Raw genomic sequence first — 18,630 nt, 5'->3', positions numbered from 1 at the left:
GACCTGCGCGGCCCGCGCCTTAGGTCGAGCAGAGCGGCAGCGGGCACTGCCCACCCGCCGCGTTCAGGAACAAGGGCCGCAGGACGATGACCTCTTCACCAGATGAGACCCGGCCCGATTACATCGAGCCAGATGAAATCCAGCCCGCCACTGCAGAGGCCCGCGCGGTGGCCGTGCCCAGTGGGCGTGTTTCCCGGTTGGCGCGGATTGGCGGGATGGCTGCGCAGGTTGCGGGCAACGCCATGGTTGGCGGGGTGCAGGCACTGTCGCAGGGCCAGCGCCCCCAGCTGCGGGATCTGCTGATGACACCGGCCAACGCCCGCCGTCTGACGTCTGAACTGGCGCGGATGCGCGGCGCGGCGATGAAACTGGGCCAGCTGATGTCAATGGAGAGCGGGGCGCTGCTGCCGCAGGAGCTGTCTCAAATCCTGTCCCGGCTGCGGGCGGAGGCGGATTTCATGCCGCCAAAGCAGCTACGTCAGGTGCTGGATGCGGCCTGGGGTGAGGGCTGGCGGCGCCAGTTCTTGCGGTTTGATGTGCGCCCGATGGCGGCTGCCTCAATCGGGCAGGTCCACCGTGCGCAATTGCGCGACGGGCGCGAGATGGCGATCAAGGTGCAATATCCCGGCGTCGCGCGCAGCATTGACAGTGATGTCGCCAATCTCGGCAGTTTGCTGCGGGCCTCACGGTTGGTGCCAGGGGGATTTGACATCGCCCCCTATCTTGAGGAAGCGCGGCGGCAGCTGCATGAGGAGGTCGATTACGATCGTGAAGGGCGCTATCTGGCAGACTTCGCCGCGCAGCTGAACGATCAGCCGCAGTTTCAGGTGCCGGAGTTCTATCCCGACTGGTCCACCGACGCGGTTCTGGCCATGGCCTATGCCAAGGGGCGCGCGGTCGAAGACGCGCAGACCGCCCCGCAGGAGGTGCGCGACCGGCTGATGCGGGATCTGATGGCGCTGATGCTGCGGGAGCTGTTTGAGTTTGGCCTGATGCAGAGCGATCCGAATTTCGCCAACTATCTCTTTGACGCGGAGACGGGTCGCATTGTCCTTCTGGATTTCGGCGCAACGCGCCCGCTCGCGCCGCAGGTGGTGGCGCAGTATCGTGCGCTGTTGCGCGCCGGGATGCGCGGCGATGCGGCGGCGCTGACCGCAGCCGCTGCGGATCTGGGGTTGGTCGCACCGGATGGGATGGCGGATGAGGGGGCGATGCGCGCGGATCATCAGCGGCGCGTATTGGCGATGATCACGCAGGTGTTTGACGTGCTACGCACGGCTAAGAGTTATGATTTCGCCGATCCCAGCCTGTTGCAGCAGATGCAGGCGGAAGGCATGGCCCTGGCGGAAGAGGGCATGGTGCCTCCTGCGGTGCCGATGGATGTGCTGTTTGTCCAGCGCAAGCTGGCGGGAATGGTGTTGCTGGCAGGCCGGCTTGGAGCGCGGGTGCCAGTACGGGCGCTGCTGTCCCCCTATCTGGAGGACGACTGACGGGACCGATCAGGCCAGCACCCGGATATAGCCCGCCAGCCCGGTTTTCTGATGTTCGATCACATGGCAATGGAACGCCCAGTCGCCGGGATTGTCAGCGACCAGCGCGACTTCTATGACTTCGTCCTTCAGCAGCAGCGCGGTGTCGGTCCAGTTCGACGGCAGCGTCCGCTTGTTGGAGCGCAGCGGGCGGAACACCAGACCATGCAGGTGGATCGGATGGGCGTTCGGGCTTTCATTGCGCAGTCGCAGAATGACGCTTTCGCCGCGATTGAACACTGCCAGTGGGCCGGCACCGGGGGTCTCCGGGTCGGCGGCATCGCCGGGCCAGGGTTTGCGGTTGATCGACCAGAACGTATAGCCCAGCGAGCCGCAGTAGCCGTTTTGCGGTGCGCCGCCTTCGGGCGTCCAGCCAAAGACCAGATCCTCAACCCGCGCGTTGGCCAGATCGGGTTCCGGCACATCATTGGCGGGCAGGGCGGGCAGCTCAGCCAGCTCTCGACCAAGGTTTGCCCCGGTGGCGCGGATCCGGGCGAGCCGTCGCGGCCCGCCCGGAAAGGCCGTCATGACGTCAACATAGGCGCCTTCGACACGGGGCATCTGCAGTGCGATATCCAGACGCTGGCCGGGTGACAGCAGGGCAGGGGCCTGATCCGTGGGCCAGTCGATGGCCTCGCGCAGTGGGTGACCATCGGCGGCGATCGCCTGACCGTTGGCGCCTGTCACATAGGGTTTGTAAATCCGCGCGGTATCGGTGGCCGCAAGCCGCAGCCGCAGCAACCCGCCGGTGGGCGCCTCATAGACCGGATCACTGTCCCAATTGGCGGTGATCACGGTGCCAAAGGTGCCAGATCGCGCTGCCCCCCGCGCCGTCCAGAGCTTCAGCCAGTCGCCATTGGGGCGCAGGCGGAAATCGCGCAGATTCAGGGCGATGTCGGCGTCAAATCCGGGGTCCTCTGCCTCTTCCACCACCAGCACGCCAGTCAGCCCCATGGCCATCTGATCCATGGTCATACAGTGCGGATGATACCAATAGGTGCCGGCGTCCATCGGGGTGAAGTGATAGTCAAAGCTCTCGCCCGGACCGATGGGAAACTGGGTCAGATAAGGCACCCCGTCCATCGCATTGTCGAGCCGGATGCCATGCCAGTGCATCGCCGTGTAGTCGGGCAGTGTATTGGTGACCCGTGCGGCAAAGGGCTGGCCCTGTTTCAGGCGCAGCACTGGCGGTGGGCCGTCGGGGCGGGTGGAGATCAGCCCCTCCGTCGGGGCGTCGGCAATGGTGTAGCGGGCCTGCTGGATATGTAGGGGCAGGGCGGCGGTCGTGGTGCCGGTCTGCGCCTTTGCCTGAGACGAGGCGGTAATCTGCGCCTCGGCGAGGCCAAGCGGGGCCAGCACTCCGGCGGCGGTGCCCAGTTGCAGGGCGCGGCGACGGCTGAGGCGTTGGGAAGGGCGGGCTGAGGCCATGAGATCACCGGGTGTTGCTCGGGTGTTGGCGGGGCAGGGGATTGGCTGCCGTGGCTGTCGGGCGCAGGCTAGCGGTTTTGCCCGGCGGGGGTAAGATCCGGCGCGCAGGCTGCGACGGAATACCCCGGTTTCTAAGGAGCCACGAGCGATCCGCGGGCGGTGCGCAGAACCGCCCCGATTTTGCGGAACAGATCGGCGCGCACGCTGGTCGGCCGCCAGGCCAGGGTGACCCGGCGTGGGCAGGCATCGGCCAGCGGCGTCATCACCACATCCTGTCCCGCCGCCACCCCGGCATCAATGGCCAGGTCAGGGAGGAGGGTGATCCCCAGCCCCTCGCTCACCATGGAAATCAGGGTGGAGAGCGAGGTGGCGGCAAAGCTCTCGTCCTGCTGAATATCGCGTTCGGGAAAAGCGCTGAGTGCGTGACGGTGCAGGCAATGCCCCTGTTCCAGCAGCATCAGCTGCCGCCCGTCCAGATCCGCGCCGCGAATTGCGGCGCCGGGGACCTGTGGCGGTGTGGGGTCGGTGGGCGGGGCCGCCAGATGATAGCCATCGTCAAACAGATGTAGCGTGTCCAGCCCGGCGGGCGCATAGGGTTCGGCATAGATCACCAGATCCAGCCGCCCGCTCTGGACCCCTTCCAGCAGCTGGCCGGTCATTTCCTCGCGCAGATAGAGCTGCAGATCGGGAAAGCTGGATTTCAGCGCAGGCATGGCGCGCGGGATCAGGAAAGGGCCGATTGTGGGGATCGCGCCCATGCGCAGGGTGCCGCCCTCCGGGCTGGCCTGCGCGGCGGCCAGTTCCTCGATCTCGCGGCTGTCCTGCAGCAGCTTGCGGGCGCGTTCGGCGATCTGGGCGCCAACCGGAGTCAGGATGACCGAGCGTTTGGTGCGCTCTGCAAGGGTGACGCCCAGCCGGTCCTCCAGCTCCCGCAAACCGACGCTGAGGGTGGGCTGGCTGACATAGCATCTCTCTGCTGCGCGGGAGAAATTCAGCTCATCCGCAACGGCCACAAGGAAGCGCAGCTGCCGTAATGTGAGGCTGGTGTTATAGGGTGCGTCTATCATGGCGTGATTTTTAATCCGTTTTTACGGGGGCGGGCAAGCTGTGCCGATGTAGGGTTCTGCCCCGATTGAGGTGGCATGTGTCAGGGTGGACGATCGCAGGGGTGGCGAGACCTTTGATAGTTATTATCTATATAAGAAATCTTGATTTATCATTTCTGATAATCACAGCCCCCTGCTAGCCTTTGCCCGAGAGGCCCGGCCCCGGCGTCCAGTCAGGGGAGGCAACCGGTGCGTCAGAATTCAAGACCCAGGAGAGACAACATGCAGCAAGGTGACGGAAACACAGGCGGAAAATGCCCGGTTCTGCACGGAAGCAACACAAACACCAGCGCCGGTGTGGCGGATTGGTGGCCCAATGCGCTGAACCTCGACATTCTGCACCAGCACGACCAGATGACCGATCCGATGGCAGAGGGGTTTGACTATCGCGAGGCGGTGAAATCTCTGGATGTTGAGGCGCTGAAGGCCGATTTGACCGCGTTGATGACCGACAGCCAGAGCTGGTGGCCTGCGGATTGGGGCACCTATGCGGGCCTGATGGTGCGGATGGCCTGGCATTCGGCCGGCACTTATCGCGCGGCGGATGGCCGGGGTGGGGCAACCACCGGCAATCAGCGCTTTGCGCCGCTGAATTCCTGGCCCGATAACGTCAACCTCGACAAGGCGCGTCGCCTGTTGTGGCCGATCAAGCAGAAATACGGCAACGCGCTGTCCTGGGCGGATCTGATCGCACTGGCGGGCAACATTGCTTATGAATCCGTTGGCTTGCCAACCTATGGGTTCTCCTTTGGCCGCGAAGATATCTGGGCTCCGGAAAAAGACGTCTATTGGGGTGCAGAAAAGGAATGGCTGGCTGCCGGTCGCTATGAGGACGGCGCGGATCGCGACTCGCTTTCCAACCCCCTTGCGGCGGTGCAGATGGGCCTGATCTATGTGAACCCTGAAGGTGTCGGCGGTGAGCCGGATCCGCTGCGCACGGCGCAGGATGTGCGGATCACCTTTGAGCGCATGGCAATGAACGACGAGGAAACCGTGGCCTTGACCGCCGGGGGGCACACCATCGGCAAGGCCCACGGCAATGGTCGCGCCGACGCAATTGGGGCCGATCCCGAGGGCGGCGGTCTGGCCGAGCAGGGTCTTGGCTGGAGCAACAGCAACGGCACCGGCCATGGGCGTGATACTATGTCCAGTGGCATCGAAGGGGCCTGGACCACTGACCCGACCAAATGGGACAATGGCTATTTCTACTTGCTGTTCACCTATGACTGGGAGTTGAAGAAAAGCCCGGCAGGCGCCTGGCAGTGGGAGCCGATCAACATCAAGGAAGAGGACAAGCCGGTTGATGTGGAGGATCCCTCGATCCGTCTCAACCCGATCATGACCGATGCAGATATGGCGATGATCAAGGACCCGGAGTATCGCAAGATCTCTGAACGGTTCTACAAGGATCCGGCGTATTTTGCAGAGGTCTTTGCCCGTGCCTGGTTCAAGCTGCTGCACCGCGATATGGGACCGCGCAATCGCTATATCGGCCCGGAATCACCGCAGGAAGATCTGATCTGGCAGGACAATGTGCCTGCGGGCAGCACGGCCTATGACGTGGCCGCGACCAAACAGCTGCTGCGCGATTGTGGTCTGCCGCAGGCTGAGATGATCGCGACGGCTTGGGACAGTGCGCGCACTTTCCGTGGGTCCGATCTGCGCGGTGGTGCCAATGGGGCCCGTATCCGCTTGGCGCCGCAGAGCGAATGGGTCGGCAACGAGCCAGCGCGTCTGGATCGGGTGCTGAAAACCTATGAGGTGATCGCCGAACAGACCGGCGCCAGCCTTGCCGATGTGATCGTGCTGGGCGGTGCCGTGGCGATCGAGGCGGCGGCAGATGCCGCAGGCTTTGGCCGTGAGGTGCCTTTTGTGCCCGGTCGCGGGGATGCCAGTGCCGAGGCCACCGATGCGGAGTCCTTTGCGGTGCTGGAACCGCTGCATGATGCCTTCCGCAACTGGCTGAAAGGCGATTATGCCGACAGTGCTGTCGATATGATGCTGGACCGGGCCCATCTGATGGGGCTGACGGCCAAGGAAATGACCGTGCTGATTGGCGGCATGCGGGTGCTTGGTGTCAATCATGGCGGGACCAAACACGGGGTTTTCACCAACCGCGAAGGCGTGCTGACCACGGATTTCTTTGTCAATCTGCTGGATATGGGCAATGTCTGGCGTGCGGCAGGCAAGGAGGTCTATGAGGTGGCCGACCGGCAGAGCGGCGATGTGAAATGGACCGCGACCAATGTGGATCTGGTGTTCGGCTCCAACTCCATCCTGCGCGCCTATGCCGAGGTCTATGCCCAGGACGACAACCGCGAGAAATTCGTCGAGGATTTCATCGCCGCCTGGACCAAGGTGATGACCGCCGACCGCTTCGACCTGCACTGATCGGCGCAGATATAACGCAACCCCGTCCGGCAGCTGATGCCGGGCGGTTTTTTTGATTCCGGGATAAAATAACGGTCCCCGAGAATAGACTGAGACCCTGACGCGTAACCCTTAGGTGAGCGGCCCGAAGGGGCGGCCAAGTTCAAACCTGAGGGAGTATCCAAGATGAAATTATTTGCTGTTGTTGCCGCCGGTCTCATTCTGACGGCCTGTGATGACGCCTATGCGGCTGGCCATTCCGCGGAACCGCTGGTCGCGGAAAACGGCATGTCGCTTTATATCTTTGACAAGGACAAGAAGAACACATCGGTTTGCAATGATGGCTGCGCGGTGAAATGGCCGCCTTATCTGGTGGATCAGAGCACTGGTGCGAAGGACGGGCTGACCAAGATCAAGCGCAAAGATGGCGCGATGCAATGGGCCAAGGATGGTGCGCCGTTGTATTTCTGGCAGGGCGACAAGGCGCCGGGTGATACCAGCGGTGACGGTGTCGGCGGTGTCTGGCATCTGGCGCATTGAGGCGATTATGACAATGGGTGCGGCGAAAACTGTCGTCGTACCCGCTGCAGTCTTTTATGATCGACGGGAGATCATGCCTTCATATGACCTCGTCGTCTTTGTCCGTTAGCCAGGCCCAGATGTCCCCTGACCAATTCAAATCCGAAATGATCGGCATGATGCCCCGGCTGCGGCGCTTTGCGCTCAGCCTGACGCGCTCTGGGCCTGATGCGGATGACCTGTTGCAGGAAGCCTGCGCGCTGGCCTTGCAGAAATGGCAGCAGTACGATCCTGCGCAACCGTTGGATCGTTGGATGTTTCGGGTGTTGCGCAACCTTTGGGTCAGTGAGACCCGCAAGCGTCGGGTGCGGCAGGGCGCAGGTGTGGTTCCTGTTGAAGAGGCCACAGAACTGGCGGCTACGGGGATGTCCGGTGCAGATGTTGCCGAGACCACTCTGACCGCTCGACAGGTGCAGAGCCGTATCGCGGATCTGGACCCGTCGCTGGCGCAACCTCTGCTGTTGGTCTGTGCCGAGGGCTATAGTTACCGCGAGGTGTCAGAGTTGCTGGACGTGCCCGTCGGAACGGTGATGAGCCGGATCCACCGCGCCCGCAAATTGTTGATTTCCAGCTTGTCTCATCAAGAGGTTGCCGAGCTATGACGGATCTATCGGAAAAACTCAGCGCCTATCTGGACGGGGAGCTGTCGGCGGACGACGCGGCAGAGATTGAGGCGCGCTTGGCGCAGGACGCGGCTGCGCAGGCTGAGTTTGATGCGTTGCTGGAGGCCGATGCGCTGGCGCAAAGCGGATTTGAGGCGGCTTTGCGTGAGCCCGTGCCCTTGTCATTGGCGCAGTCCATTCGCGCCACGCCCTTGTCTATGCCTCAGGAGCCTCTGCCGCGGACAGGGGCGGATGACAGGGATGCGGCCATAGCACGGGGCTGGCGATACGCTTTGCCGCTCCGGTCCGGTCTTGCGGCTGGATTGGCTGTTTTTGTCCTTGGCGGGATCGGGGGCTACTGGTTGAAGGAGGTCGCCGCACCTGTGGTTATGACTCCCACGCGGTCGGTTGCGGCAGGCTGGCTGTCAGATATTGCGGATTACCATGCGATCTACGCCAGTGAGACGCGCCATCTGGTGGAGGTGCCAGCCGCTGAGGCAGATCATCTGCGACGCTGGTTGACGAAAACCGTTGAGGTCGCCTTTGCCATACCGGATTTGTCGGCGTTCGGACTGACCTTCGAAGGCGGTCGGCTGTTGGTGGCCAACGGTGCGCCGGTCGGGCAGTTGATGTACCGGCGGGTCGATGGGACTGTCATTGCGCTGTGCCTACAGGCGGGCGACACACCGCAGGGTGAGGCATTTGCAACCCGGACCATGCGCGGATTTGATTTCATCAGCTGGAATGGTGAGGGCGGTAAGTTTGTCCTGATCGGTCCAGAGGGCCAACCCGGTTTGGCGGCCATCGCCAGGGCGGCGGCGCAGGGTGTTGCGCTCTGATGACGCGCGATCCGCGTGGCTTTCGCCCTGTAACGACGTCACGCCAGAGGTGTCGGATCAGCGCCATCGTCGCGGTCCAGTAGCGGGGTTAGCACCGGGGCAGGGGCGGCGATCAGGTCACTGAGATGATAGTTCATCAACACATCGGTAAACGCTTGCGCCGCCTCGCACAGGACCCCTTTCAGACGGCAGTTTCCGACCAGAAGGCAGCTGCTGCAATCGACGATCTCCATCGGTTCGTTCATGGCTTGGACAACGTCCCCGACGCAAATCTCCGACGGCTTCCGACCGATCTGGACCCCGCCGGAGCGGCCGCGAATGCTATGGACATAGCCGTGACGGACCAGCTCACTGATGATCTTCATGACCGAACTGGCAGGCAGTTGGTGCATGCGGCTCAATGTCTCAATTTCAAACTGCTGATTGGGCCGTGTTGCCAATAAAATAAGGAGCCTGAGGGCATAGTCTGTTTTCAGATTGAGCTTCATCTCTGGTTCCGGATGGTGGGGGCTGCGGGGGTTTAATATTCATTTCGGTTGAATGTTTGTATAGCCGAAATATACATTCACTTGAGATGAATGTTTTAAAGCCACCCGGATGTCCCGGGTTTGGCAGATGCAGAGAAGGATCAGACCTATGGCACAGCCCCTGTCAGAGCAGAGCAAGGCGATTGTGACCGCAACCGTTCCCGCGCTGGAGGCCCATGGTGGCGCCATCGTGGCGGAGATGTATACCCGCCTGATGGCGGATGAGGATATCAAGGCGCTGTTCAACCAGTCGCACCAGCAGGGAGACTCTAGCCAGCATGCGGCGCTGGCCAATGCGATCCTGGGCTATGCCCGCAATATCGACAATCTGGGCGCGCTGAGCAGTGTGGTGGAGCGGATCGTCAACAAACATGTCAGCCTGCAGATCAAGCCTGAACACTACGACCATGTGGCGACTGCCCTGCTGGGCGCAATCGAGGCGGTGCTGGGGCAGGCGGCAAGCTCTGAGGTGCTGGAGGCATGGGGAGAGGCCTATTGGTTCCTGGCAAACCTGCTGATCGAGGCAGAGCGCAAGATGTACCAGGAGATTGCCAGCGCCGAAGGCGGTTGGGACGGCTGGCGCGAATTTGCGATCACCGGGATTGTGCGCGAAAGCGCCTCGGTCAAATCTTTCGTGTTGCGCCCGGTGGATGGCGGGCCGGTTCTGCGGCATCAACCGGGACAGTATCTGGCCTTTGATTTTGACCATCCGGACACCGGCAAAGCGCGACGCAACTATTCGATCTCCTGTGCGCCCAATGGCGAATACTACCGGATCTCCGTCAAGCGAGAGCCCGGCGGTGTGATCAGTGGCTGGCTGCATGAGGTGGCGACCGAGGGCACTGTACTGCGGGTGGCCGCCCCGGCTGGGGATTTCGTGTTGAAGGACCGGCCAGAGAGCGAAGTTGTGCTGCTGTCTGCGGGGGTTGGGCTGACGCCGATGGTCGCCATGCTCGAAACACTGGCGGCGAATGATCGCAGTGCCACTTACCTTCACGCGGCGGTGGATGGTGACAATCTGGCGATGGAGGGTCTCAGCAAATCCTTGGCCAAGCGCAGTGTGATCTTTCTTGAGACCCCGAGCGATGCGGACCGTGCGGCGGCGCGCTATGATGTCGAGGGGCGGATCACCCCGGACTGGTTGGCGGCGAACACCAATACGGCGATGTCCGACTACTACATATGTGGTCCCAAAGGCTTCATGGCGATGGCAATCGCAGGGTTGCGGGCGGCGCATGTCGATATGGATAGGATCCATTTCGAGTTCTTTGGACCGGCTGAAGATCTGGGCGTCGCCTAAGGACACAAATGGCCGTGGCGGGGAACCGCTGCGGCCATTTTCCCATACAGGTTCTTCTTCGCAGGAGCAGACAGCCGTATCAGTCCAGTCGCAGACGGAAGGTGGCATAGGCCAGCAACAGGAGGCAGCAGCCTGCGGCGATCAGGAACGGCATCCGCAGGGCAAGGTCGCGGCCCAGATCGGTTTCCAGCACGGCCACCACGGTGCCGCCGGCCAACGCGCCCAGTGGCATCGACCCCCAGCCAAAGCAGCGGTAGATGCTGTTGACCCGGCCCAGCAGCTCCGTCGGGATGCGCCTTTGCCGCCAGGACACCGTGATCACATTCCAGACCATGGCCGCCGTCATCACAGCAAACATCGCCAGCGCCATGACAACACCGCTGCTGCTGCTTCCGATCAATGCATAACCAACCGCCCAGCCTGCAATCGACAGATACAGACAGGGCTGCACCCCGATCAGACGGCTGAGGCGCGGTGCGATCAGGCTGCCGGTCACGGCCCCCAGAGCGGCCACCGACAGGACAAACCCGTAGTCCGTCGCGCTGAGGCCGAGCACCTCCTGCGCAAAGAGCACCTGAACAGTGATGGTCGCAGTGGCGAGGAAATTGGCGATGCCCAGCACGATCGCCAGACGCAACAACAGGGTGTCACCGCGCATAAAGCGGATGCCCTGCATCAGCGCCCTGCGAAATCCTTGCTGTACCGGTGCACGGGGCGACAGGCTGATCAGCCAGACAAAGCCCGCCGCCAACACCAGCGCCACCACATCAAGCCCGAAGGGGATGGCAATGCCGGCTGCAATCAGCAGACCTGCCAGAGGCGGGCCGATGAACTGGCCGGTCAGTTGCTCAGCGGTCCACATCTGGCCATTCGCTTCCTCAAGATCGGTGGTGGCGACAATATCGGGGAGGATGGTCTGGGCGGCATTGTCGCGGATCACCTCCGCCGCCCCCAAGACAAAGGCCAGCCCGGCCAGCGCCCAGATTGCTCCGGGTACAGGTTCGCTGAGTGCCAGCATCAGGATCGCCAGCACGATCACCGCGCGCAACAGATCGGCGCGGGCGATCAGCTTGCGCCGGTCGGCCATATCCGCAATCACTCCGGCAGGCAGGGCAAAGAACAACCACGGCAGCCGCCCGGCAGCGGCCACAGCGGCGATGGCCACCGGATCGCGGGTCATCAGCGTGGCCAGCCAGGGCAGTGCCAACAGGATGAACCCATCCCCCAGATTGGTCAGCGCCCCGGCAGTGAACAACAGGCGGTAATTGCGATTTCTGAGCAAAAGAGGGGTGGCCATCGGTGTCTCCGGTTGTGCGGCTGATCTGATGCTAGCGCCTGCGGTGCTCGTAATCTATGGGCTTTGAAATTCAATGGCCTGACCTTGGGTCGAATGCTGCCCTGACAATATTGGTCAGCGGTTCTGGCGGAAGCGCGCCGATAATTCGCATCTGCTTATGTGTGACATCCGGAGACGTCATTATTTACCATAACCAGTCTTATTGAGATGCCTCGAGTCGACATGATGAGAAATGACAAAATACTGAGTTTCTCTCACAATACTCAACCCGGTGGCAATCGTAGGTTGGAGAGGTAACCCAAGGAAAAGAGGTCAAAATGAAACGCTTCAACACAGTCGAAAAACTCATTGTCGCACCCGCATTGGTGATCGCACTGATGGCAGGATCGGCCATGGCAGGGCCAGGCCAGCACCTTGGTGGCATTGAGCATCACGGTAGCGCCATCTCAGATCATTTTGCGAGCCACTCTGAGTCGAAGCTGGCGGCCCGTTATGGCACCGATATTGCGCCATCCGGGATGGCTGGAGACCAGGCGGCATCCGCATCCGGGGACCAGCCAGAACTTGGTGCGATCGATACTGAGCCGTTTGAAGACAATACCATCACTTGGGATGAGCAATACGTCATCCTGCACTGATGGGTTTGGGAGGTAACTCCGATCGGGGGGATACCGGCGGCAGGGGGAAATGCCATTCGCTGATTTCCGTCGTGGCGAGAGGCACAATTCCTGTCTGCCGCCGGTTCAATACTCCAATGGTGCGGATACCCGGATTGAAGGTCGGCGATTTGGCGAAGTCTCTAGCCAGGGCGGGCCACCAGTTTCAGTTCCAGAAATTCCTCGATGCCATAGGGGCCGCCCTCGCGGCCGATGCCAGATTTCTTGGTGCCACCGAAGGGGCTGCCGGGGGCGAGATCGGCGCCGTTCACGAAGACCATGCCGCAGTCCAGCCGCCGGATCACCGCGGACTGGATGGCGGGGTCGTTGGAATAGACATAGCCGGCCAGCCCGAATTCACTGTCATTGGCCATGGCGATGGCGTCGTCGAGGTCCTCAAACGGTTGCAGCACGATCACCGGGCCAAAGATTTCCTGCTGCACAGCTTCGGCCTTGCGCGCTACATCCGCCAGGATCGTTGGTTTGACGAAATAGCCGGTCTCCCTGTCGTCGGGGCGCCCCGCCCCACCGCAAAGCACCGTGGCCCCGGCGGCAATTGCGCCGTGCAACAGGGTCTGGATATGGTCGAACTGTCGGGCATTGGCGACCGGCCCGAGGTGATCGCCGGGCCGGGCGGGATCGCTCAGCGTCCAGATTGCGGCGGCGCGCTGTGCGGCTTCTTTGGCGGCGGGATAGGCGCTGGCCTCAATCAGGATGCGGGTTGGCGCGTTGCAGTTCTGTCCGGAGTTGGGAAAGGTCTTGGCCAGGATCTTCTCCATCACCTGATCCAGATCGGCATCCTCGAACACCAGACAGGGGGATTTGCCGCCCATCTCCAGCGCGCAGCGGGCCCCACGGCGGACGGCGCTGGCGCCGATCTCAAGCCCGGCGCGGGTGGAACCGGTGAAGGACATCACTGCCACATCGGGATGATCGGTGAGCTGCGCCCCGACCGAGGCCCCATCGCCGTTGATCAGGTTGAAGGCACCGGGCGGCAGGTCGGCGGCGTCCAGAATCTCGGCAAAGATGCGGGCGTTGAGCGGCGTATGTTCGCTGGGTTTCAGGACGACAGGGCAACCCGCTGCGAGGGCTGCAAAAACCTTGAGGCTGATTTGATGGATCGGCCAGTTCCACGGGGTGATCAGACCGGCAACGCCGGTGGGCTGACGGATCAGGTGGTCGCCGTTGTGCAGGGTTTCGGCAAAGTCAAATCCGCGCAGCGCGTCAAGGGTGGCATCCAGCTGGATCAGGAAGGTTTCGGCCTGCGCATTACGGGCCAGATCAATCGGCGCCCCCATCTCCAGTGAGATCGCCTGCGCCAGATCCTCCCAGCGGCTGTCGAAACCGGCTCTGATCCGTTCCAACAGGGCAATGCGGTTGTCCTTGCTGCCAAGCGCTTCGGTCAGATGGGCGCCTTTGGCCGCTGCCACGGCGGCCTCCACATCCGCAGGACCGGCGTGATGCAACATGGCCACCGGGGTCTCGGTGGCGGGGTTGATGACAGGGCTGCGCGGGGTGCCAGTTACGGGTGTCCAGCGGCCATCAATGTAGCTGTGGGTCAGGTCGGTGGGAGTAAAATTCATGGAAAAAGCCTCGGGTTGAATCGAATAATCTGATGACATGGCGCAGGGCGCGCACAGGCGCGGGATCCAAGGAGATGTCCCCCTTGGATGGCGGTTTTTCTGGTTGGTCGGAGCAGGTGAGCCGTGAGGATTATCGGGGGATCCAGGCCCCCCCGTCGGCAGAGGAGGTCTGCGCGGCGGAGATGAACCACATCCCGTCCAGCCCCGCCTGAAGACCGGGCAGCATCGGATTGTCGATGCCGGTCTCGATCACCTCGGCGATATCGGTGTAAAGCGTTGCGAAGCCTTCCAGATATCCCTCCGGATGGCCGGGCGGAACGCGAGTCCAGTCTGGGCCAACACCAGCACCGCCACGGGTCAGGATCTGTTTGGGTTCCCCAAAACGGGTGAAGCGCATCTGATTGGGGTCCTGATGTTCCCACTCCAGCCCCCCCTTGTCGCCATAGATGCGCAGGCGCAGGTCGTTTTCACAGCCGACTGCGATCTGGCTGGCCCAGAGCATACCACGCGCGCCCTCTGCATAGCGCAGCAGGATATGGGCGTTGTCATCAACCTGACGTCCGGGTCCGAAACTGTGCAGCTCAGCCGAAAGTGATTGTGGTACCAGACCGCTGACAAAGCAGGCGAGGTTGAAAGCATGGGTGCCGATATCGCCAATCGCCCCGGCGCCGGATTGTGCAGGATCGGTGCGCCAGGCGGCCTGTTTGTGACCCTCCTGTTCGATCACGTCGGTCAGCCAATCCTGCGCATATTCCGCCTGCACCAGCCGGATCCGGCCCAGATCACCGCGCGCAACCATGGCACGGGCCTGCCGCAGCAGGGGATAACCGGTGTAGTTATGGGTTAGAAAAAACCGCGCGCTGCTGGTTGCGGCGGCCTGTTTCATGGCCTCGGCCTCCGTCGCGCTGGCGGCAAGGGGTTTGTCGCAGATCACATGAATGCCTGCATTGAGAAAGGCGATGCTGGGCCCGGCGTGCAGATGGTTGGGCGTGACGATTGCCACCGCGTCAATGCCATCCTCGCGGGCGGCCTCGGCTCGGGCCATCTCCTCAAAGCTGGCATAGCTGCGATCCGGGGCAATCCCCAGTTCGGCGGCGCTGGCAGCGGCGCGCGCGGGATCAGAGGACAGCGCCCCGGCGACCAGTTGAAACCGGTCGTCCATCCGCGCCGCGATCCGGTGCACCGCCCCGATGAAGGCTCCCTGCCCGCCTCCGACCATGCCCAATTTGAGGCGTGCCTTTCGCTCTGTCGTCATAGTCCCAGCATCTCCCGGATTGTGTCAGTGTCGCGCTCGCCCCCGGCAAAATCGTCAAAAGCCTTGTCGGTGACCTCGATCAGGTGGCGTTTGATGAAGGGCGCGCCCTCGGCGGCGCCCTGTGCGGGCGATTTGAGGCAGCATTCCCATTCCAATACTGCCCAGCTATCATAGCCATATTGGGTCAGTTTGGAAAAAATCGCTGAAAAATCAACCTGCCCATCGCCCAGAGACCGGAAGCGCCCGGCACGGTTGGTCCAGCTCTGATAGCCGGAGTAGACGCCTTGCCGCCCGTCGGGATTGAACTCCGCGTCCTTCACATGAAAGGCGTTGATCCGGTCATGGTAGAGGTCGATGAAGGCGAGGTAATCCAGTTGCTGCAGCAGGAAATGGCTGGGATCGTAGTTGATCATCGCCGCATCGTGCCCGCCGCAGGCGTCTACAAACATTTCAAACGTCGCCCCGTCAAAGACGTCCTCGCCGGGGTGGAGTTCAAAGCCGATATCCTGCCCGCACTCGGCATAGTGGTTGAGGATCGGTGTCCAGCGGCGACCCAGCTCGGCGAAGGTCTCCTCGATCAGCCCTTCCGGGCGCTGTGGCCAGGGGTAGAGGTAGGGGAAGGCGAGCGCGCCGGTAAAGCTGACCGTATGCGTGAGCCCCAGCCGCGCGCTGGCGGTGGCAGCCTTGTGCATCTGATCCACCGCCCAGGCTTGCCGCTTGGCGGGGTTACCGCGGCAATGCTCCGGCGCAAAGGCATCCAGCGCGAGATCATAGGCCGGGTTCACCGCCACCAGCTGGCCCTGAAGATGGGTCGACAGTTCGGTGATCTCCACGCCCGCATCGGCGCAGATGCCCATTATCTCGTCACAGTAGGTCTGGCTTTCGGCGGCGCGGTCCAGATCAAAGAGACGGCTGTCGAATGTAGGGATCTGCACCCCCCGATAGCCAAGGCCGGCGGCCCATTTTGTGATCGTCTCCAGTGAATTGAATGGTGCCTCATCCCCGGCGAATTGCGCCAGGAACAGGGCCGGGCCTTTGATCTGCGTGGTCACGTCTGCTCTCCCTCGGGTCTGGGTTATTCCCAGGTGACAAATTCGGTTGGTACTTCCAGAAACTGCTGTGGCGGCAGCTCCGGCGATTTGATTGCCTGAAGGGCCGCCTTGGCGAGAAAAACGCCAGTAGCCTCGATATCTTCCTGCACGACAATGATCTCGGGGCGCACGAATTTCAGCATATGCAACCCCTCCTTGGCGACGACGTCGAACTCCTGTCCGACGGTGCAGCCACAGCTTTCCATGCCCGCGACCACCGACATGGTGGCGTTGGTGGAGGCGCAGAGGAATCCGTCGATTGTCGGATCTTCGCGATGTTTCTGCGCCGCCCAGTTGCGCAGATCCTTGTAGAGGCCGTTGCTCTGGACCTGACGGGCCACGTGCAGCTGGATCCCCAGCGCCTTGGCGGCGTGGCGGGCGCCATTGACCATGTCGTTGGCATAGTTCTGCGCCAGAGGCGGCGCCAGCAACACGATGTTCCTGCGTCCCCGCGCTGCCAGTTCGGCGAGGGAAAATTCGGAAAAGGCGAAATTGTCGAAGTCGTAATATGGGTGTTGATCGGCCCATTTGGTGCGCCCATGGGTGGCAAAGGGGAAATTCCGCTCAATCAGGTATTCCGCGCGCTTATCCTCCGGCTCCACCTGATTGAAGATCACGCAATCGGCGGTCTGATTCTCCACGATGTAGCGCACCGCGCGCAGCGGGTCGTCGTCGGGAAACACCGGCGAGACATTGAGGTGATAGTGGGTTTCGCGCAGCGCCAGCCCCAGCGAGGTTAGCAACCGGGCGGTCTGGGTCATCATCTCGCGTTCTGCCGACATCACCAGACTGATGACATTGGTGCGCCCGGTGCGCAGCCGCACGCCCGCGCGATTTGGCACATAGCCAAGCGCATCGGCGATTTCGCGCACCTTCTTCTTGGTCGCTTCGCTGATATCGGGCGCATCGGACAGCGCCCGCGAGACCGTGGGCACGGCCATACCGCTGGCCTTGGCGATGGTTTTGAGCGTCGGCTTCTTGCCATCGCGGGGCAGGCCGTCGCTTGGGGGATTTGATTTGGCCATTGGCGCCTCGCATTGCTCATACCGGGGTTTGGGATCTCTATCAGATCCGCGACCCCACGTCCTGTTCTTCGTGTTGCAGAAAACATCTTGCGAGGTCAATCTAAATCGTTATAAGTCGATCTATAACGATTTAGTCAGGGAGGATAAATCGTGAAATTGACATCTATGCTGATGACGACAGCCCTTAGTGTTAGCGCCACCATCGCGCAGTCCGCCGATTTGGAGGTGACCCATTGGTGGACCTCGGGCGGGGAGGCTGCCGCGGTTACGAAATTTGCTGATGCGGTCAATGATCAGACCGCGCATAACTGGGTTGATGGCGCGATTGCCGGGTCCGGCACCACTGCGCGTCCGATCATTATCAGCCGCATTCTGGGCGGTGATCCAATGGCGGCGACGCAGCTCACCCATGGTCGTCAGGCCGAGGAGCTGATCGAGGCGGGGTTGATGACCGACCTCACCGAACTGGCGGAAAAGGAAGGCTGGCGCGATATCGTCAACCCGCCGTCGCTGTTGGACAGCTGCACCTATGAGGGGCGCATCTACTGTGTGCCGGTCAATATCCATTCCACGCAGTGGCTCTGGCTCAGCCATGACGCCTTTGACAAGGCGGGGATGAGCGTGCCGCAGGATTGGTATGAATTTGTCGCCGCCGCGCCAAAGCTGGCCGAGGCGGGCATCGTGCCGCTGGCGATGGGGCAGCAGGGCTGGCAGCAGCGGATCGCCTTTGGCGCGCTGACTGTCGGGCTGGTCGATCAGGACAGCTGGCGCAAGGTTTCGCTGGAACGCAACGCCGAAGTCGCCGCCGGGCCGCAATATGCCAAGGTCTTTGATGCGGTGGTCGACGCCCGCGAACTGGCGCGCAACAGCAATGTGCAGGATTGGAATCTGGCCACCAATATGGTCATCACCGGCAAGGCTGGAGGGCAGATCATGGGCGATTGGGCACAGGGGGAATTCACCCTTGCCGAACAGGTGGCCGGACAGGATTACACCTGCCTGCCCGGCATGGGACTGAACCAGATCATCGACACCAGCGGTGATGCGTTTTACTTCCCGGTGATTGAGGATGCAGAGGTCAAACAGGCGCAGATGGACATGGCGTCGGTGCTGATCTCCAAGGAGGTTCAGGTCGCTTTCAACCTGACCAAGGGCTCCCTGCCGGTGCGCGGAGATGTCGATCTGTCAGCAGCCAATGACTGCATGAAAAAAGGCCTCGCGATTCTGGCGGATGGCAATGTGCTGCCCAGCATGGATCAGGCGTTTTCCGCCGATACCCAGGCGCAGATTCAGGATCTGATGGCGGAATTCTGGGCCTCTGACATGGCGGCAGCGGATGCGCAGGCACGCTATGCCGAGATTATCGCGGACGCTGACTGAGCCGCATTTCAGCCGGGGCGCGCCGCGATGTGCGCCCCGGTTGGCGTTGCCGTCTGCCCTGAT

The 18,630-nt window shown here is 62.1% G+C and carries 16 protein-coding genes; 8 read left to right on the top strand and 8 right to left on the bottom strand.

Annotated features, from left to right (window positions below; genetic code table 11):
* Nucleotides 1–86: 86 nt before the first annotated feature.
* The gene (locus GAL_RS20940; RefSeq protein WP_024099594.1) at nucleotides 87–1,490 is read left to right on the top strand and encodes an ABC1 kinase family protein; all 1,404 of its coding nucleotides are present in this window, start codon (nucleotides 87–89) and stop codon (nucleotides 1,488–1,490) included.
* A 9-nt stretch (nucleotides 1,491–1,499) separates the two neighbouring features.
* Here the strand turns inward: GAL_RS20940 and GAL_RS20935 are convergent, their stop codons facing one another.
* Nucleotides 1,500–2,957, bottom strand: a complete 1,458-nt coding sequence (locus GAL_RS20935) for a multicopper oxidase family protein (protein WP_024099593.1) — start codon at nucleotides 2,955–2,957, stop codon at nucleotides 1,500–1,502.
* Between the two features lie 131 nt (nucleotides 2,958–3,088).
* Nucleotides 3,089–4,024 carry a hydrogen peroxide-inducible genes activator gene (locus GAL_RS20930; RefSeq protein WP_024099592.1) on the bottom strand — a complete coding sequence of 312 codons (936 nt, stop codon included), beginning with the start codon at nucleotides 4,022–4,024 and terminating at the stop codon, nucleotides 3,089–3,091.
* A 261-nt stretch (nucleotides 4,025–4,285) separates the two neighbouring features.
* Between GAL_RS20930 and katG the strand changes: the two genes are divergently transcribed.
* The 4 genes from katG to GAL_RS20910 all read left to right on the top strand — a co-directional run bounded on the left by katG (nucleotide 4,286) and on the right by GAL_RS20910 (nucleotide 8,453).
* Complete coding sequence (gene katG / locus GAL_RS20925; RefSeq protein ID WP_024099591.1) at nucleotides 4,286–6,454, top strand: catalase/peroxidase HPI; 2,169 nt, start codon at nucleotides 4,286–4,288, stop codon at nucleotides 6,452–6,454.
* A gap of 165 nt (nucleotides 6,455–6,619) precedes the next feature.
* Nucleotides 6,620–6,973, top strand: a complete 354-nt coding sequence (locus GAL_RS20920) for a COG4315 family predicted lipoprotein (RefSeq protein WP_024099590.1) — start codon at nucleotides 6,620–6,622, stop codon at nucleotides 6,971–6,973.
* A 119-nt stretch (nucleotides 6,974–7,092) separates the two neighbouring features.
* Complete coding sequence (locus GAL_RS20915; RefSeq protein ID WP_024099589.1) at nucleotides 7,093–7,614, top strand: RNA polymerase sigma factor; 522 nt, start codon at nucleotides 7,093–7,095, stop codon at nucleotides 7,612–7,614.
* On the top strand, nucleotides 7,611–8,453 hold the full coding sequence (locus GAL_RS20910; RefSeq protein WP_024099588.1) for an anti-sigma factor family protein: 843 nt from the start codon (nucleotides 7,611–7,613) through the stop codon (nucleotides 8,451–8,453). Before GAL_RS20915 ends, GAL_RS20910 begins: the two co-directional genes overlap by 4 nt.
* A gap of 38 nt (nucleotides 8,454–8,491) precedes the next feature.
* Here GAL_RS20910 and GAL_RS20905 read toward each other — a convergent pair whose 3' ends face one another.
* On the bottom strand, nucleotides 8,492–8,941 hold the full coding sequence (locus GAL_RS20905) for an RrF2 family transcriptional regulator (protein WP_024099587.1): 450 nt from the start codon (nucleotides 8,939–8,941) through the stop codon (nucleotides 8,492–8,494).
* A gap of 148 nt (nucleotides 8,942–9,089) precedes the next feature.
* Between GAL_RS20905 and hmpA the strand changes: the two genes are divergently transcribed.
* Complete coding sequence (hmpA, locus tag GAL_RS20900; RefSeq protein WP_024099586.1) at nucleotides 9,090–10,280, top strand: NO-inducible flavohemoprotein; 1,191 nt, start codon at nucleotides 9,090–9,092, stop codon at nucleotides 10,278–10,280.
* A gap of 79 nt (nucleotides 10,281–10,359) precedes the next feature.
* Here the strand turns inward: hmpA and GAL_RS20895 are convergent, their stop codons facing one another.
* On the bottom strand, nucleotides 10,360–11,577 hold the full coding sequence (locus tag GAL_RS20895) for an MFS transporter (RefSeq protein WP_024099585.1): 1,218 nt from the start codon (nucleotides 11,575–11,577) through the stop codon (nucleotides 10,360–10,362).
* Between the two features lie 317 nt (nucleotides 11,578–11,894).
* Between GAL_RS20895 and GAL_RS20890 the strand changes: the two genes are divergently transcribed.
* The gene (locus tag GAL_RS20890) at nucleotides 11,895–12,215 is read left to right on the top strand and encodes a hypothetical protein (RefSeq protein ID WP_024099584.1); all 321 of its coding nucleotides are present in this window, start codon (nucleotides 11,895–11,897) and stop codon (nucleotides 12,213–12,215) included.
* Between the two features lie 161 nt (nucleotides 12,216–12,376).
* Here GAL_RS20890 and GAL_RS20885 read toward each other — a convergent pair whose 3' ends face one another.
* The 4 genes from GAL_RS20885 to GAL_RS20870 form a co-directional block, all read right to left on the bottom strand.
* Entirely contained in the window at nucleotides 12,377–13,816 is a 1,440-nt protein-coding gene (locus tag GAL_RS20885; RefSeq protein ID WP_024099583.1) for an aldehyde dehydrogenase family protein, read from the bottom strand.
* A gap of 130 nt (nucleotides 13,817–13,946) precedes the next feature.
* Nucleotides 13,947–15,071 carry a Gfo/Idh/MocA family protein gene (locus GAL_RS20880; RefSeq protein WP_024099582.1) on the bottom strand — a complete coding sequence of 375 codons (1,125 nt, stop codon included), beginning with the start codon at nucleotides 15,069–15,071 and terminating at the stop codon, nucleotides 13,947–13,949.
* Nucleotides 15,068–16,123 (bottom strand): sugar phosphate isomerase/epimerase family protein, encoded by a 1,056-nt coding sequence (locus GAL_RS20875; protein ID WP_024099581.1) that lies wholly within the window; start codon nucleotides 16,121–16,123, stop codon nucleotides 15,068–15,070. The genes GAL_RS20880 and GAL_RS20875 overlap by 4 nt, the downstream gene beginning before the upstream one ends.
* Nucleotides 16,124–16,146: 23 nt before the next feature.
* Nucleotides 16,147–17,187, bottom strand: coding sequence for a LacI family transcriptional regulator (locus GAL_RS20870; RefSeq protein WP_024099580.1), 1,041 nt, complete (start codon nucleotides 17,185–17,187; stop codon nucleotides 16,147–16,149).
* Nucleotides 17,188–17,337: 150 nt separating this feature from the next.
* On the opposite strand from GAL_RS20870, the gene GAL_RS20865 reads away from it, so the two are divergent.
* On the top strand, nucleotides 17,338–18,567 hold the full coding sequence (locus GAL_RS20865; protein WP_024099579.1) for an ABC transporter substrate-binding protein: 1,230 nt from the start codon (nucleotides 17,338–17,340) through the stop codon (nucleotides 18,565–18,567).
* Nucleotides 18,568–18,630 lie beyond the last annotated feature (63 nt).

This window comes from Phaeobacter gallaeciensis DSM 26640, from assembly GCF_000511385.1.
In the GTDB taxonomy this organism is placed as follows: domain Bacteria; phylum Pseudomonadota; class Alphaproteobacteria; order Rhodobacterales; family Rhodobacteraceae; genus Phaeobacter; species Phaeobacter gallaeciensis.
Note: the sequence above shows the minus strand (reverse complement) of the source record. Positions and strands in the feature narration are given on the sequence as shown.